Annotated in this window: 13 protein-coding genes; 4 read left to right on the plus strand and 9 right to left on the minus strand. The window is 55.5% G+C overall.

Annotated elements, in window-relative coordinates:
* Positions 1-264 precede the first annotated feature (264 nt).
* Positions 265-642 carry a Rap1a/Tai family immunity protein gene (locus tag BCL93_RS17140; protein WP_146742490.1) on the plus strand — a complete coding sequence of 126 codons (378 nt, stop codon included), beginning with the start codon at positions 265-267 and terminating at the stop codon, positions 640-642.
* Positions 643-706: 64 nt separating this feature from the next.
* Here BCL93_RS17140 and BCL93_RS12170 read toward each other — a convergent pair whose 3' ends face one another.
* From BCL93_RS12170 to BCL93_RS12195, 6 genes are all read right to left on the minus strand, one after another.
* Positions 707-2,539, minus strand: a complete 1,833-nt coding sequence (locus BCL93_RS12170) for an ATP-dependent helicase (RefSeq protein ID WP_112055540.1) — start codon at positions 2,537-2,539, stop codon at positions 707-709.
* Between the two features lie 3 nt (positions 2,540-2,542).
* On the minus strand, positions 2,543-4,297 hold the full coding sequence (locus BCL93_RS12175) for an ATP-dependent nuclease (protein ID WP_112055541.1): 1,755 nt from the start codon (positions 4,295-4,297) through the stop codon (positions 2,543-2,545).
* A gap of 633 nt (positions 4,298-4,930) precedes the next feature.
* On the minus strand, positions 4,931-5,374 hold the full coding sequence (locus BCL93_RS12180; protein ID WP_112055542.1) for a GNAT family N-acetyltransferase: 444 nt from the start codon (positions 5,372-5,374) through the stop codon (positions 4,931-4,933).
* Positions 5,375-5,572: 198 nt separating this feature from the next.
* Positions 5,573-6,070 (minus strand): hypothetical protein, encoded by a 498-nt coding sequence (locus tag BCL93_RS12185; RefSeq protein ID WP_220086278.1) that lies wholly within the window; start codon positions 6,068-6,070, stop codon positions 5,573-5,575.
* Entirely contained in the window at positions 6,067-7,287 is a 1,221-nt protein-coding gene (locus tag BCL93_RS12190; RefSeq protein WP_112055543.1) for an AAA family ATPase, read from the minus strand. Before BCL93_RS12190 ends, BCL93_RS12185 begins: the two co-directional genes overlap by 4 nt.
* A 97-nt stretch (positions 7,288-7,384) precedes the next feature.
* A complete protein-coding gene (locus BCL93_RS12195) occupies positions 7,385-8,254 on the minus strand; it encodes a LysR family transcriptional regulator (protein ID WP_112055544.1) in 870 nt (289 codons plus the stop codon).
* A gap of 93 nt (positions 8,255-8,347) precedes the next feature.
* Here BCL93_RS12195 and BCL93_RS12200 point away from each other — a divergent pair, with 93 nt between their 5' ends.
* Positions 8,348-9,412 (plus strand): NAD(P)H-dependent flavin oxidoreductase, encoded by a 1,065-nt coding sequence (locus tag BCL93_RS12200; RefSeq protein WP_112055545.1) that lies wholly within the window; start codon positions 8,348-8,350, stop codon positions 9,410-9,412.
* Between the two features lie 129 nt (positions 9,413-9,541).
* Positions 9,542-10,537 (plus strand): ion transporter, encoded by a 996-nt coding sequence (locus tag BCL93_RS12205; protein WP_112055546.1) that lies wholly within the window; start codon positions 9,542-9,544, stop codon positions 10,535-10,537.
* Between the two features lie 57 nt (positions 10,538-10,594).
* Here BCL93_RS12205 and BCL93_RS12210 read toward each other — a convergent pair whose 3' ends face one another.
* Positions 10,595-11,701, minus strand: a complete 1,107-nt coding sequence (locus tag BCL93_RS12210; RefSeq protein WP_258396496.1) for a DUF2235 domain-containing protein — start codon at positions 11,699-11,701, stop codon at positions 10,595-10,597.
* Between the two features lie 208 nt (positions 11,702-11,909).
* Between BCL93_RS12210 and BCL93_RS12215 the strand changes: the two genes are divergently transcribed.
* Positions 11,910-12,926 (plus strand): TauD/TfdA dioxygenase family protein, encoded by a 1,017-nt coding sequence (locus BCL93_RS12215; RefSeq protein ID WP_112055548.1) that lies wholly within the window; start codon positions 11,910-11,912, stop codon positions 12,924-12,926.
* 188 nt (positions 12,927-13,114) lie between these two features.
* On the opposite strand, the gene BCL93_RS12220 is transcribed toward BCL93_RS12215, so the two are convergent.
* Together BCL93_RS12220 and BCL93_RS12225 are read right to left on the minus strand one after the other, a co-directional pair.
* On the minus strand, positions 13,115-13,750 hold the full coding sequence (locus tag BCL93_RS12220) for a LysE family translocator (RefSeq protein ID WP_092525593.1): 636 nt from the start codon (positions 13,748-13,750) through the stop codon (positions 13,115-13,117).
* Positions 13,751-13,889: 139 nt separating this feature from the next.
* Positions 13,890-15,695, minus strand: coding sequence for a sensor domain-containing diguanylate cyclase (locus BCL93_RS12225; RefSeq protein WP_146742491.1), 1,806 nt, complete (start codon positions 15,693-15,695; stop codon positions 13,890-13,892).
* Positions 15,696-15,731: the final 36 nt, after the last annotated feature.

The raw sequence follows: 15,731 nt of genomic DNA on the forward strand, positions 1-15,731 counted from the left end.
TCGCATTCTAGTCATCGGTGGAAACTCAATGGTGAGACCGCTCGTTTCATTGGCACATCCCCAAACGCTCATGTATTCATTTGGATATGTTCATACTGTAAGTGTTTACTTGGATTGTAACTGGCTGCTTATGAACACGAACACCGCGGGATGCGGCTGTGCTTGCTCAGGTATACTCAGTGATGACGCATATGCTCTTGATAGGCTTTGCCTTTATAGAGTGAAGAACTTGCTTGTCTAAAGACCTAAAATTCATGAGGGAATATGAAGCATATAAAAATTTGCATCATTTGTTTTTGTCTTTCATTCTCACATTTTTCAAATGCGCAGCAGTTTGAAACAGGAAATGGATTGATATCTGCTTGCAAAAAAGCAGAGGCATATATGGATGGGGAGAATGTCCAAGATTACATATCTGCTGCATGGTGTGTAGGTATCGTGCAAGGCACAAAGAATGTCTTAGCCGCAGTATCTCAGTCTATCCCAGAAAGGCAGTATGCCGTTTGCCTTCCAGATAGGGTTACTAAAGCTCAAGCAGTTCGAGTAGTTAATGATTACCTTGAAAGGAATTCGGATATTCTTCACCTTCCTCCTTCAATACTGATAACTTATGCTTTGAGAGAAGCGTATCCATGTGACTGATTTTGGGTTTTATAACATGTGGGTCTATGGCCAGAGTCGCACATGGTGCACTCTGGCCTGTCATTTAAAAATCAGTAAGGAATCTAGATACCCTTCTTCTTCGTACATCTCCCCACGGCATGGTTCGACTACTTGGCCATGTTACATATAGCCATCTCTTGGACCGCGTAAATGCTACATACATGTTGTTTTTTTCTTGCTCAATTTCTATGCCACCAGCTCTGACTGCTCGGTAATCGGGGAATGTTTCATCATCAGTGCCCAAGACAAAAACGATGTCAAACTCTTGGCCTTTCATTGTGTGAATCGTGCTAAGGGTTATGCCAGAGTGCTGTGCAAGAGGGTGCGTTTGGCCGAGTGCCATGGAGTTTTTGAACTGTAGAAGAGACGTGCTATTAGAGTTCTTTGCATAGTTAATCCAATGCTTTTCTAGCTCGTCTAAGTCATTAAAGAGCATAGCTTTCTCATCTTCATCCGCTAGCTCCAGATCTTCTTTTATTGCGCGAATAAGTTGCTTTAAGTTTTTTCCTTCTTCATTTAGGTTGTACGCAAGATCGATGGCTGACTTTAAATCATTCCTGTCTGTAAGCACGGCGATGTCTTCTGCCGCGTCTAGGGTTTCGTTTGTTGTACCCAAGGCATGGCTCAGCTTGGTCTTATGTAGTTTGTCCTTAGGATTGAGGCGAACTCGTAACGCCATATCAAAAACTTTCATTGCGGAGGACTCGAATTTTACTGCGCCGGGAGTCATCTTATAATAAAAGTCTAAAGTTAAATTTGATAGCTCATTTTCTAATGATTTGAAGAGGTATTTGTTTCTTGCAAGAATCGCTATTCTTTCAGCTGTGATGCTGCCTTCTATATCTTCGTGTTTTTTTAATTGAATAAGCTCGTGGATTTTGTTGGCGATCCAGCTTGCTTCATCAAATTCATTGTTGAAGCACTTGAGTTCGAAAATTCCTTCCTTTACTACGTTTTCGACATGCTCAGCTTCTGGAACAATCTTTTGAGCGGCCTCTAAAACCCTTTTTGATGATCGGAAGTTTTCATTTAGCTCAACTATTGCAGGCTGGTAATCATCAACAAATAACTCGTTCATATATTTGGCCGATGAGCCGTTAAAATGAAAAATTGATTGGTTGGGATCGCCAACCAGCATAATATTATCAAAGCCGTCGTCAGCTATAACTTTCAAGACTTGATATTGCGCGTTGTTTAAGTCTTGAGCTTCATCAACACATATGGCATAGAAACTCCTTCTATACATCGAGGAAAGTTTCGGAAAATCTGTCAGGAGCTTGAATGCATAGAGAAGAATGTCATCGAAATCTAAAGCGTTTTGAGAGCGAAGAATTCCTTGGTAGCTCTTGTAGAGCAGGATTAAATTTTGGTTGTCGGTATGGTTCTCAAAGTCTTCGTCATCAATAAGGTCCCTCTTTACCTTCGAGATGAAGGAAAGAGCTTTGAATTTGAAGTCTCTTTTTTCTTTTTCGTTCTTTTCTACGTATTTCAATGCATAGGTTGGTATTTCTTCTATGGCTTGCTCTATCAGCTCCATCCTATCCGCATTATCTTCAAAAATGTGCGGCATCCCAGAAAAGCCAAGAAGATTACCATGGCTTTCTAGGATCGATTGACAAAAACCATGAAATGTACCGATAAAAGCTCTTGACTCAATGTCATCGATTTCATTAAGGCGCTGTTTGATTTCGGCACCGGCCTTATTGGTAAAAGTCAAAGCAAGAACTTTCTTTTTTGTTTTGCTTAAGAGGTGTCTCAGCCGTTCGGTCAAAACCCTCGTTTTACCACTGCCCGCGCTAGCCTTTACGTACAGAGGGCCATTTTCTGCATATACTACTGAGTACTGCTTTTCTGAAAGCTCAATTGTTTTTTTCATAGTTCAATGCCCCTGCTGTAGAGTCCGTTCAATCATTTCCATGAGTTCAACAACTTTTTCGGGAAGTTGTTTTTCGCTATCCACAATCTGATAGGCTACAGCTGGTCCATAGCGAGTCTTTTCTGATGTCATTTTCTCATATAGCTCTTGCGAAGAATAGCCTTCGATTTCTTCTAGCCTTGTGGCTTCCCTCGCTTCCCTATGTTGCTCGCTGTGGTAAAAGTCAAAAGAAGCGATTGCTTTTCTTACCTCAGCTTCATATCCGCCAGCTAATATTTCTTTTTCAAAGTCGTTTCCATCTTCCACGAAAACAACGTGCTGCCCAATATCTCCCTCTTTGCCTATTTTTTTCAAGGCTTTTTGCACAGACTGCTTGGCATCGGCTTCAGCGTCACTAAAAATCATCCAAGGGATGTTCATTCCCTCAGAAAACCTGAGAAATGGTAAGTAAGCCGTGTGACTCGAAACTGATACGAAATCTACGCCTCTTTCAATGCTCTCATATCCAAAATATTTTTTGAAAAATATTGGTAATGCTTGCTCTTCTGTCTCGCCTTCAGCAAAGACGAGGAGCTTTGAGAAAAACATCTCGCCCCGAGTGTTGATCACTTGTCTGTATATTTTTCTGGTGTCTTCATCAGTTAAGCCTTTAAGGTTTATCTTTCCGCAGTGTACCGTGTGGTCTTTATATAAGCTTCTTATATTGCTTAAGGACGAAGAGGCTGTGACATATGGTGAGTGCGTCGAGATAATTTTTTGCCCTTTTATACTGTGTATTTGTCCGAACAACTTTTTTTGGGCGTTGGGGTGTAAATGTGCTTCAGGCTCTTCGATGGCAAGGATTGGAAGGAAAACACCTGACGAAGCTTGGTAGTTTCTCTCTAGCAACTGTATAAAGGCCTTCAGAGTTAAGAGCGATGACCAGCTCCTTGTCCCCATGCCGTGATACTCCATGGAAAAGCTGTCTTGACTATCTGAGTAATATATAGTCATTCCTTTTCCCAGGTCGCGAAGCTTCTTCGTAAAGGGTGTTAGCTCGACGCCAGAACTGTCTCCATCCATAGCTGAGTTAAGCTCTTGCAAGCTGCTTTTTAACCCCTTCAATATTTCACTGTTGTCAACGGTTTTTTCATTCAGCTCTGCTATTTGATCCTCTATCTCTTGAATGCTCTCTTCAGTGTACTCTACTTTAGAAAGCATCTTACCTATGTAAGAGCTTTTTAGTCTTGTATCTTCTAGGATGTCCCTTTGAGCATCCATATAGAAGAATGGGAGCTCGTCTAGCCGAAAAGAGGTCTTTTTTCCTTTGGGTTTTTCATACCAGTACCCACTTTCATCATGGAAACTTGGCCAGTCTGGCAATATAGAATGAGTTGTTTGATAGCTATTGCTTGCCTCATCGAGTTCGACGCATGCTCGTAACGGAACATAGCTTCTGGTCCCGTCAGTTTTAATTCTTTCTGTTCCAAATACTATCTCCCAATCTTCATCGAAGTCATCTTGTTGCTGGTCGGTATCACTTACTGGGGCTATGAGTAAGTCAATCGTTATCTTTTCGATGGTGGAGGAGTCTTTGATATAAAAATCGTCTTGGGATATGGAAGCTCTTGCCCCGGTTGCAAGCTGTATGGCTCTAAGAAGTGATGTCTTTCCAGTGTTGTTCATCCCAGTAAGGACGGTTGTTCTTTCTAGTTCTACCTCTATATTCTCTATGCCTCGAAATCCACGTACTCGCACTGTCTTAATTAATACACTCATTGCAACCTCCTTGTTCACTCCTGATGTCAGTTCAGGTATATATTTCAAAGCCAGCTTATTCTTTTAAATTTTAAAAATCTTCAGGTTGTAGTTTGAGAAATGACTTATCATGAGTTTTACGCTGGCTATGTAAGGTAGGTCAATCCTTGACGGTATGCCTACGTCGCGGCCTAGAGCGAGGCCCAGTGTAGCAAGCCTTCAGCGCCAATGGGGGGCACATAGGTCTAGCGAATGCTATCCTGTACGCTCATGTTGAGGTTGGCCTTATAGGCAAAAACCCTTTAAAAACATAATGTTATGCTATTTTTTGAATCGGCGTGATGGACGCGTGTGCCGGGATGTGGCTGTCGGGGTCACCTCCGCGGACATGGTCGACATTGAGAGCTACGCCTGCCTATGCGCCTCAAAGTGCCGCTAGTGGTGCTACGCGGCATCTGGGACGGCAAGGTAGAGTCAATACGCCGACGACTGGACGGTGATTTTACCCAGCAATCGTAGACACCGATCTAAGCGATCATTCGGGCCTCGAAGGCCTCCGGGCTGATCATCCCAATCGCACTGTGCCGACGCTGCAGGTTACAGTCCATCTCGATGTACTCAAACATCCGCGCGGCGGCTTCCGGCCATTGCTTTTCACGGCGTGCCCACCAGCTCCATATGCAGCAATGGGTAGGGCTTATCCAGCCCATCTAGCGATGAGCGGTCTCTGACGGCAAACCCCTTGTGCTGGTAGAAGCCCAGCGCCTGTGGGTTCTGTTCGTTGACGTCTACCTTGGTGGCGCCTTGGGCCGTTACCGCATCATCCAGCAGCAAGGAGCCGATGCCTTGGCCGCGGGCCTGCGGTGCGATGAATAGCATCTCGATATTGCCGTCCTGCACGCCACAGAAGCCTAGGATTTCACCGTTCCCGCCTTTTACGCACGTCAAATCGATCGCGCCGAAATACTGCTCGTAAATAAGCGGCTTCAGCTCCAGGAGGTCCTGTTCGCGCAAGAAATCATGGGTTGCTCTGACCGATGCCTCCCAGACATCCAGCAGCTCACGATAGTCGGCTTTCCCTACGCTTTCGACGTTCATCAAACATTCCCTTGTTGCTTCTTGTACCGCTACCGCGCCGATAAAAGACGCCATGCCGCCCGCCGCTGTCAAACGATGAACGCGCTGGGGCGCAGCCAAGGTGGCGTTCAACCAGGTCGACGACTGGATGGTGTACCTGCACGTCATCGACTAAACGCTGGCCGCCGCGGTGGATCGACTCGGCGAGATGCTCGCCGTTCAGAGATAATCTCGTATCTCCGGGATCGGCGAACTGGCCTCGCAGTGGATGACGGCCATCACTCGGATGCCGTGGTGGTTCTCCAGCCGTTCCTGTTCCGGCTTGGGCAGCAGGCCATTGGTTACCACCACGGCTTTTTCCTCTACCCGCCCGCGGGCTTCCTCTTCCAGACAAGCCACCAGCTGCCGATATTCCGCCCGATGACGCTTCACATAGGCCAACTGCTCGAAGGCATGCGGAATATCACCGGCTCCCTTGAGTTCGACGAGCACGGCGGCATGGCGTTGATTGCCCTGCCAGAGGAAGAGGCCATCGCACTTCGGTTGGTTGTCACGCAACACGCAGCCATCCAGCACGATAGCGACGCCCCGCTCTCCTGTCTTGGGGGTCAGACGAACCTGCTTGCCCTGCTCACCGAGCGTGTACTCCCCGAGGCAATGCGCCTGTGTGTTGCCCATCTTGCGGCACACGCAGTGCTGATACTCGCCCAGGTTCATGCCTCGCGATGCTCCCACTCGATATCCCGCATCTCGTCATAGAGACGATTGATGGCATTGAAGTGGCCGAGCAGCTTGTCATCGAGCAGGCCCAGATCGGCATCCATCAGCGACTGAGCCTCGTCCGGCGTCACGTGATAGGCGGCCACCTCTTCCGGCGAAAGCGGCAGCAGTGATCGGATGGGCTCGCTGGCGATCTCGAGGCCGTCGATTTGGCTGCGCTTGAGGTGATTGTTGAGCGCCTCGACGATAAAGGGGCTATGCGTGGTGACGATGAACTGGGTATTGGAGAAGGTGGCCAGCAGGTCTCCCAGCACTCGCCGCTGCCACTCGGGATGCAAGTGCAGATCGACTTCGTCGATCATCACCACCGCTTCAGCTGCCAGCGGATCGTCCAGCTGCGGATTGGCCATGGCCATTCGTGAACTGAGATCTATGACCAAACCCAACAGGGTCTGATAGCCATCGCTGAGCTGGGCGATGTCAAGCCACTCGCCTTCCTGCTTCACCGCGAAACGCAGTGGATTGAGCTCGACATGCGGCTCGGATAGGTCCGGAAACAACCGTGTGATGGCACGGCGGACGGCGTCCAGCTCGGGAAGTGTCACATCGAAGCTTTTGTGCTGCTTCTGCAGGCGATGCTCCTCGTTTTCCTTGTTGTAGAACCAGACGAAGGCCGACTTGAAGCGCGTATCGGCGTTCAGCGCATTGGCCAGGGCATCGAAGCGTTCATGTGACTTGGGAAATCCTTTGCGACTCCGGGGCAAATCCAGCAAAGCGCGGCTGACGCCATAATAGGCAAACACCGGCAGTTCGAAGGATTCACCGGCCGACCAGGGCTCGATCACGGAAGTGTCCAGATGCTGCTTGAGCGCCTTCACGCCTTGTCCCGGGGGAATCTCGCCGGTCGTCTTCTTGCTGTTGTCGCGCCGCTGCAGGCGGTCCCAGCCCAGCCCCTGCGGGGTTTCCAGGCTAATCCGCGTGTAGGGAGCCAGGCGGTTATCCCGCTGATGTATCTCACCGCGTTTCTTGAAGGTCATGCCCGACACACCCGGCAGATAGGTGAGGATTTCACCGAGCCCGATGGCGATACCATCCAGCAGCGTGGTCTTGCCGCTGCCATTCGCGCCCATCAGCAGGGTCAGACGCGGCCCAAATGTCATCGACAGAGAGGGCTTAGCACGAAAGTTTTCCAGTGTCAGGCACTTGAGCTTCATTCAGAGGCATTCCGCCGGCGAGGATTAGGCATGGAAGTCTGGCATGTTTGCGAAGGACGGTCGACTGATTGCCCGGTGGGCCACCCGAATCGCAGGATCAGGTACATGTCTCCCCCAGAAACTCACCGGCGAACGCCTGGAACACAGGTGTCTCGTAGCCGCGGCGCCACAGCAGACGCGTGGTGACGGTGCCCATCTCCAGCGTGTTCAGATCGTTCGACACGCCGCTTACATCCAAGACGCTGCGAGGCAGCAGGGTGACGCAGGCGCCCGCGGCCACGGCCGCCACCATGGCATGGTAGGAACCCAGCTCCTGGATGCGCCACGCGCTCCCGGCAACGATGCCGAGCCGTTGCTCCGCCATGGCCCGGTAGGTGCAGCCAGGCTTGAAGGCCGCCAGGGTGCGGGTGCGCAATTCTGCAGGCGCGGTGGCCCCGGCATCGGCGGGCGGCAACAGCAGCAACAGCGATTCCTTCCATACCGGCGCGCTTTGCAGCCCCATCTCGATCAGGGCTGGCTCGTTCTCGAGCTCGGCGGGCAAGGCCACGAAGGCGCAGTCCAGCCGCCCGTCGCGCACCTCTTCCACCAGCGGGCCGGAGGGGCCGGTGCTGACCTCGAGCCGGGTCGCCGGATGGGTGCGGTTGAAGGCTGCCAGCGGTGCAGGCAGCCGGCTGGCGGCCGTGCTTTCCATGCTGCCGATGCGCAGGCTGCCGCTGCCGCCCAGGGCCTGCCGGGCCTCGTCCTCCAGCGCCAGCAGGCGCTGCGCGTAGGTCAGGAAGCGCTGGCCCGCCGTCGAGAGCGTGATGCGCTTACCGAGGCGAATGAACAGTTCCGCGTCCAGCTCCGCTTCCAATTGCTGGATGCGCGTCGTGACGTTGGAAGGGGCACGCCCGAGCCGCGCGGCGGCCCGCGTCACGCTAAGTTCGGCGGCGACGGCCTCGAAGATTTTCAGGGTTTCCAGGTCCACGATATTCGCCTTTTGGAATTTATTAACCTATTTTATTCTCAAAATGAGAATAAATAAAAGCCATCGTTTCTTGCGCTCGTGGAGGTCGTTCACATGACATCATCGAATCCCCTGACTGACCGGCTGGGCATCCAGCCCCTCATCCAGGCGCCCATGGCCGGCGTGGCCACTCCAGAGTTGGCGGCGGCAGTATCGAATGCCGGCGGCCTGGGTTCCCTGGGCATCGGCGCCAGCGGCGTCGATAAGGCCCGGTCAATGATCGAACAGACCCGGGCGCTGACGTCACGCCCGTTTAACGTCAACGTCTTCTGCCATGCACCCGCACAGCGCGATGCGGCTCGGGAGTCGGCCTGGCTGTCGCATCTGGCGCCGCTGTTTCGGGAAAGTGGCGGTGAGCCGCCAGCCGAGCTCGATGAGATCTACCGCAGCTTCGTGGAGGATGATGCGGCCTTCGCGATGCTGCTCGAGACGCGGCCCGCCGTGGTCAGCTTTCACTTCGGCTTGCCGTCCGAGGCGCGAATACGCGCGCTGCGCGAAGCCGGCATCTACACGCTGGCGACGGCGACCAGCCTGCAAGAGGCTAGAGCTATTCAGGCGCGTGGCGTCGACGCGATCGTGGCCCAGGGCTATGAGGCGGGCGGGCATCGCGGCTGCTTCGATCCGCAGGCCGAGGATGAACGGCTAAGCACGTCTGTGCTCGTTCGCCGGCTGGTCAGCGAGACGACACTACCGGTCATCGCGGCCGGCGGTATCATGGACGGCCAGGGCATTCGCTCTGCCCTGGCGCTGGACGCCTGTGCCGCCCAACTGGGAACTGCTTTTATCCTGTGCCCCGAATCAGCAGCCAACGAAGGCTATCGCTCGACCCTCAAGAGCGAACGTGCCGAAATGACCCGCATGACGTCGGCGCTGTCGGGGCGGCCGGCACGTGGCATCCTCAACCGCCTGATTCGCCATGCCGAAGCCACCCCCGGGGCAATGCCCCCCGCTTACCCCGTGGCGTACGACGCGGCCAAGCGGCTCAACGCGTCGGCGGCCGGCCTCGGCCATCATGAATTCGCGGCGCACTGTGCCGGACAGGGCGCGCCACTGGCCCGTGAACTCCCCGCCGGCGAGCTCGTGAATCGACTGCTTCAGGAATGGCGAAACGCCACCTGACGCCACGGGGGCGATAAGCGCCTGAATACCGCGCGGTGCCGGCGCCGAGGTGCACGCTCTGGGTGTCAACGGCAGGCGGAGACTATAGGATAGGCAACGACCCCTCGGCATCGAGTTCAAGGAGGCACCATGCCTGCCACCCGCACGACCTCGCCCGCCCTGGAACGGGCCCACCTGGTGTGGGATCTGTTCATCATCGTGCTGGTGGTCGTCAACCTGTCGCTGCTGCTGTTCGATAGCCTGTTCCTGCTGCCGCCGCTGAATGCTGCCTTCGAGGCGGTGGCGCCCGGCCTGCATGGCGCTTACGAACAGAACATTCACGCCAATTTCCTCAGTATCGACCTGGCATTCGTGAGTATCTTCCTGCTCGACGTGCTGCTGGGCTGGGCGGTGGCCATCGCCGAGCGGCACTATCACCGCTGGTTCTTCTACCCCTTCGTGCACTGGTACGACGTGCTGGGCTGCATCCCGCTGGGTGGCTTTAGGTTGCTGCGTATCCTGCGCGTCATCTCGCTGCTGCACCGGCTGCAGCGCATGGGCCTGATCGACGTGCGGCGCTGGTATGTCTACAGCGTGGTCGCCAAGTATTACGACATCCTGCTGGAGGAGCTCACCGACCGTATCGCCATTCGCATGCTCGATAACGTGCAGCAGGAGCTGCGTTCCGGCGATGGGCTCTCGTCATCTGTGGTCGAGCGGGTGGTGGAGCCCCGCAAACAGGCGCTGATACGCGAGATCAGCCAGCGGCTGGAGACCATGGCGGGCGATGCCTACACCAATAACCGAGACGATACCCTGCGCTATGTGCGCGGTCTGGTCAGCCGCACCCTGGCGGAAAGCCCGGAGCTCAAGCGGCTCTCGCGCCTGCCGATGGGCAGCCAGTTGACGCGCGGCCTCGAAGGATCGCTTTCCGACCTGGCCTGCCACCTGGTCGACGAGGCGCTGGCGGGGCTGAAATCGGCGGAGTTTTCATCGCTGGTGGAGCATCTAGCCGAGAGCGGCTTCGATGCCTGGCTGCGCACCGATCCCAAGACCGAACAGATCACCGAGCAGGTGCTGGTGGATATGCTGGAACTGCTCAAGGAGCAGATCGCGGTGAAGCGCTGGCAGCAGCACTACGAATAGCGAGGCGGCCTGACCTCGCGAGCGTGGCGTGACCGCGTGCCGTCGATACGCCAGCGGTCAGGCGCCCACGTCCAATTGATCCCAGCCATAACGATCGACCAGTATTTTCAGTTGGGGAGGCCTGTAGCTGGGGTCGGCTTCGTAGCGGCGTCTGACACTGGGATGGATGAGCGTAGGCTTGCCTGAGACGATCAATGTCCGTTGCAACGGAGGCTTCATTCGGTACACGTGTTTGCGGGATTGGTGGAGCTTGCCCTGCTCTCCCTGCGTCAGGCTATCCCGCAGATGCCGTTCCACCATCAGGCCAGCGCCTTCGGCTTCGTTGAGCATCCACTCCAGGGGCGTATCAGAGGCGCGAATGCCCGTTCCCTTATCCGGCGGATAGGAGCCACCCACGTCGGTATGCACGCCGGCAAACCAGACCTGCTTCATGTCGACACCCGCTCTGGGCAGCCAGATGGTGGGCTCGAAGTCTTCGCGCTTTTCATCAATGGCCAGGGCCTGGCGTACCACCGAGGCGTTGGCACCGATCTTCGTGTCGTAGAATTCGTCATCCCGCTCGAAGAGCCCCATCAGGCTATGCGGAATCCCCAGGGCGCCAACGGTGTCCCAGGCGCCGATGAAATGCACCTGCCGCGACGCATGGCTATGGCGGGCCCGAAACGCCATGGCCGCTTCTCCGCGGGGATGGTTCTTCGCGCTGGGGCTCTTGTAGATCCTCCAGGCTTCTGTCACCAAGCGCGCATCCTGGCGTTTGAGAATGCCGCAGTTGTTGATCAGCCCGCTTATGGCTCGCACGGTGTAGGCACCACGGCTGAAGCCAAACAGAAAGATTCGGTCGCCGGGAGCGTAGTTATGCAGGATATAGCGATAGCCATCCATGATGTTCTTCTGAATGCCCTTGCCGGTCACTCCCGCGCTCAGGCTATCGTGGTATGAGCCAAGCCCCCAGTCGTAAAAGACATGCTGCTTCAGGTCACCGCGTTCCGGCTTGATGGCTCGGGAAAGCCGCAGCACATTGGTGGGAAAGTCCTGTTTCAGGTCATCCTCGGGGCGGTTCCAGGTACCGTCTGCGCAGACAACAATATTCGCCATCTCCCCATCCTCGCTTGCCACTGTCTCCTTCAGTGTAATTCGCCCATGAAAATCGCCAGTGCCGGTCACGGATCGCGAGTCACCAGTGGCCATTCTTACCCTAGTTGCCGGTCGTTTGGTCCTGCTGGAGCACTCTGAGAGAATAAGGCCACATTCATCCCGTGCAGCCTTTGATTGGTCCCTGATAGTTACCCGGCGCTATCGAACGGCCTCACCACGCCAGGTCGCTTTCGTTACCCAGCGACCGCCGCACGGGAACAGTGATAGGAGGTTAGCCATGACGACTAACCCATCGACCATTGCGCCCCTAGACCCCACCCGCATCGCCATCATCGAACGATTCGGCGGCTCCATCACACCACTCGACCCGCTAGGCGCCGAGGTGCGCGGCATCGATCTTTCTGCTCAGGACGCGCCGCCGCACGAGGTGATCGAAGCGCTTGAGCAGGAAATGGCCAATCGCGGTTTTCTGGTGTTCAAGAACGACACGCCGCTTGAGCCCGATGACTTCCTGCGCGCCAGCTGCTGGTGGGGTGGTAAGGAGCTGCACAGCACCCATGGCGTGCACCCGGCCACCCCCAAGGGCAATCGGCATATCTTCCGCCTGTCGAACGATGAGCGTCATGGCATTCCTGGCGTGGGGCCACAATGGCACAACGACGGCAGCTTCAACCCGGATACCTTCTCGCATTCGGGCTACCACATCATCCGGCCGGCCGAGAAAGGCGGCGGCACCTACTTCGCCCATCAGGGTGCCGCCTATGACGCCCTTCCGAAGGATCGGCAGGCCTACTGGAGCCGCCTCGCCTCAGTGAACTCTTCTTCTGGCGTGGTGCACCCCGTGGTACACGAGCACCCCATCTCCAAGCGCAAGTGCATCTGGCTGCACCTGGGCATGACGGGAGCGGTGATCGAAAAGCTCCCCGACGAGGAGGCCTTTCGTCTGCTGACCGCCGATGAACTGACGCAGCTGTGCCATGAATACAACGACATCCTGAATGCGGGGCTTGAGAACGGCTACGCCGCCGAATTCGAGTATCAGGAAAACGACTGCGTGTTTATCGACAACCTGGCCGTCGCGCATCGGGCGGCTTCCGGCGCCCACCTACCCGCCGAAGAGCAGGGCCTGCGCATCATGCACCGCAGCACCGTTCGCGGCACCCAGGACCTCGCCCCCGGCTTCGGCTTGCCGCAGCATGTCGACATCCATGGCCCCAGCCCGCTGGATGACGGCGTTTGGCAAGGCGGCGGCATCGGCTTTCGCTGGGAAGATGGTATTCCCATGCAAAACTAGCCCACCCTTGCGGCATTCAACGCAGGGCGGGCTAGTCGATGTGTCGGATGTGAAGGTGAGCTCTTTGACGTAGCGCTTATCGCTCTTCTGGGCAGCCTTGAGCAGGTAACGCTGACTCAAGGCTGCCCAATGGCGGGCAGGAGACCAGTGCACTGGTCATGCGAAAGAGCGATCACCTGTCCTTGGTATCACTGCTTACTCGCGGCGAGGCGCATCCCCAGAGAGATAAATACAGCGCCGAGGCCTCGGTCCATCCACAAACCGACCTGGCGGTTGCGTTTCAAGAAGTCGCCTAACCGTGCCCCCATCATAATCAGCGGCGGTTCTATAAAGGCGGCCACAAAGATGATCAGGCTGCCATGCAGGAATAGCTGGGCGCCAACGGGTCCGGCCCCTTCAACGACGAACTGGGGCAACAGGGCGAGGAAGAAAATCGCCACCTTGGGATTCAGGGCGGACACCAGCACGCCTTGCCAATAGATCGAGTGCTTGCTTACGTCACCAGCGCCTTCTTTTGAGATGAAGGCATCACCGCGCGACAGCAGCATTCTGATGCCAAGCCATATCAAATAAACCGCACCCACCCATTTCACGATGGAAAACGCCAACGCGGATGTTGCAAGGATCGCCGAAAGCCCGGCAGCGGCCATCACCACATGCAACGACGCGCCTGTCCAACTGCCCAGCATCGCCACAAGCCCCTTCTGGCGCCCATGGCGCAGGGTCTGGCCCAGGATGAAGGCGATATCCGGCCCTGGCGATAAATTGAGCAATACCGCCGTTGATAAGAAGGCCATCCAGTGAACAACCGTGTAGTCAAACATCCCCCCCTCCCCTGGCTATTTCTGTGCTTATGTCAGCAACAGTAACACCAGTGCTACAGGCTCTGCAGGACGTCGTTCCAGCAGCCGGCTTAAAGCGGCACGATATAGAGTGCACAAACCGTGGGCGGGCCTAATGAGATTAGTGCGACAACGGGCCGGCCTGCTGGACTTGGTTACGACCGCCCACCTTGGCTTTGTATAGCGCCTCGTCAACGCGTCGTACGAAGTCCCGCTCGGCTTCTTCTGGATCGAACGCTGCCACCCCAAAACTTGCACTGATTCGCCCCACGGCCGCGTAGGGGTGTTCATACAACGCCTGGCGCAGCCGCTCTGCGAGAGCCAAGGCATCCTGCAATGAGGTTTCCGGCGTCAGGATGGCGAACTCTTCCCCTCCCCAGCGACTGACGATGTCACTGTCGCGAACCTCGTTTTGCAAGGTCTTTGCCACACCGCGAAGCACGTCATCGCCCACGGCATGTCCGTGGTTGTCGTTAATGGACTTGAAGTGGTCCAGGTCCAAGAAGATTAGTGATAACGGGCGGCTGTAGCGTCGAGCCGTCGCACAGGAGATAGCAAGCCGATCATCAAACCCCTGGCGATTGAATGCCCCCGTCAAGTAGTCCTGCTCGGCGCGCTTGAGGTCGCTGATATCACGAACCATTGAGAAAAAGCCCTGAACATCGCCTTGGGCGTTGCGCACCGGCGTATAGTCCACCTCTACCGGCGTAACGGTGCCATCCGGATGCGTATAGCGATTCTCAAATGTGACTCGCTCGCCTGCCAGTGCCGACAGCATGTAAGGACGGTTTGATTCGAATGCCTCTTGGCCCATGACCTCAGCCACTCGCCTACCGACCAGCTGCTCGGTCGGGAGGTTATACCAGCGGTTGTAGGCGACGTTGATCTCGACATAGCGCAATTGATTATCGACGTACGAAATCATAATGGGCAGCGAATCCACCAGCAGGCTGCGCCGGTCGCGCTCACCCTTGAAGAGGCGGGCATCGGAAAGCGAAGAAGCAAGCACGTGGCTTGCCATATTGAGCAGTTGCAGGTCGCCCTCGTTAAAGGCGTGTGGACGACCTGAATAGACCTTGAGCACACCGAAGCAGTGCTCCTGATGGACAAGTGGTACCAGAAAGCCTGAACGGAAGCCGACTTGGTCGGCGGCGTCCCTTGCCACGCGAGTATCCTCATGGGTATCGCGACAGTAAATCGATTCGCCCTGGCGATAGCAGAGGCCGGATAGGCTGCCCGAAATCGGCAAACGTATCCCCGGTGAGCCGGCGACCCTACCGCTGGTGGCGGTATACACCATCTCGCTATCTTCGGGTTCCTCAATCGCGGCGCCATCTGCGCCTGTCACCGCTCGCGCTATATCGGCCACCCGATCGCGCAGCGCCTGTAAATCCAAACCGGCGGTGCTCACGCGGGTCTGGATCTCGGCCAGGGTCTGCAGTTGCTGGCGTTGCTGCTCGAGGTTGCGGATTGCCGACACATCGCGCAGAGAGGCAATGAAATAGCGCGGCTCGCCCTCGGCGGGAAAAGGGCGAATAGTCCATTCCATACGAAACGGACGGCCGTCCTTGCGGTAGTTCACGGTCTCGCCTTCAAGCACTTCACCCACCGAACCCGCCGACAGCCGCTGTCGCAGGGTTTGCATCACGCCGCCGTCGGCTTCCTCGCCCTCAAGCAGTGCTGGCGTTTGCCCCAATAGCTCCTCAGCGGTATAGCCGGTTAGCTCAAGAAAGGCGGGGTTAGCGTAAAGGATGGCCGGGCCAGGATGTGCCAGTCGACTATCAGTGATCAGAACCGCTTCACGAACGGTTTCGACGGTGGCTTTCAACAGCTCCTGGTCGTTTATAACGAAATTCATTGCCTGCCTATAGCCTGTCTGGGCCGGATTTTGGATGGTAGCACCGCCCATTGAATACTTGTTCGACAAGGGCTTCCAGGAAGCAGTTTACTATAGCGATTGGCG

It is taken from the genome of Onishia taeanensis, assembly GCF_003268885.1.
In the GTDB taxonomy this organism is placed as follows: Bacteria; Pseudomonadota; Gammaproteobacteria; order Pseudomonadales; family Halomonadaceae; genus Onishia; species Onishia taeanensis_A.

Bases quoted from the DNA above. Each gene is read 5' to 3' on its own strand.
- BCL93_RS12205 (WP_112055546.1), top strand. From the start codon at position 9,542: ATGCCTGCCACCCGCACGACCTCGCCCGCCCTGGAACGGGCCCACCTG.
- BCL93_RS12175 (WP_112055541.1), bottom strand. From the start codon at position 4,297: ATGAGTGTATTAATTAAGACAGTGCGAGTACGTGGATTTCGAGGCATA.
- BCL93_RS17140 (WP_146742490.1), top strand. From the start codon at position 265: ATGAAGCATATAAAAATTTGCATCATTTGTTTTTGTCTTTCATTCTCA.
- BCL93_RS12220 (WP_092525593.1), bottom strand. From the start codon at position 13,750: ATGTTTGACTACACGGTTGTTCACTGGATGGCCTTCTTATCAACGGCG.
- BCL93_RS12180 (WP_112055542.1), bottom strand. From the start codon at position 5,374: ATGAACGTCGAAAGCGTAGGGAAAGCCGACTATCGTGAGCTGCTGGAT.
- BCL93_RS12215 (WP_112055548.1), top strand. From the start codon at position 11,910: ATGACGACTAACCCATCGACCATTGCGCCCCTAGACCCCACCCGCATC.
- BCL93_RS12185 (WP_220086278.1), bottom strand. From the start codon at position 6,070: ATGAACCTGGGCGAGTATCAGCACTGCGTGTGCCGCAAGATGGGCAAC.
- BCL93_RS12200 (WP_112055545.1), top strand. From the start codon at position 8,348: ATGACATCATCGAATCCCCTGACTGACCGGCTGGGCATCCAGCCCCTC.
- BCL93_RS12170 (WP_112055540.1), bottom strand. From the start codon at position 2,539: ATGAAAAAAACAATTGAGCTTTCAGAAAAGCAGTACTCAGTAGTATAT.
- BCL93_RS12190 (WP_112055543.1), bottom strand. From the start codon at position 7,287: ATGAAGCTCAAGTGCCTGACACTGGAAAACTTTCGTGCTAAGCCCTCT.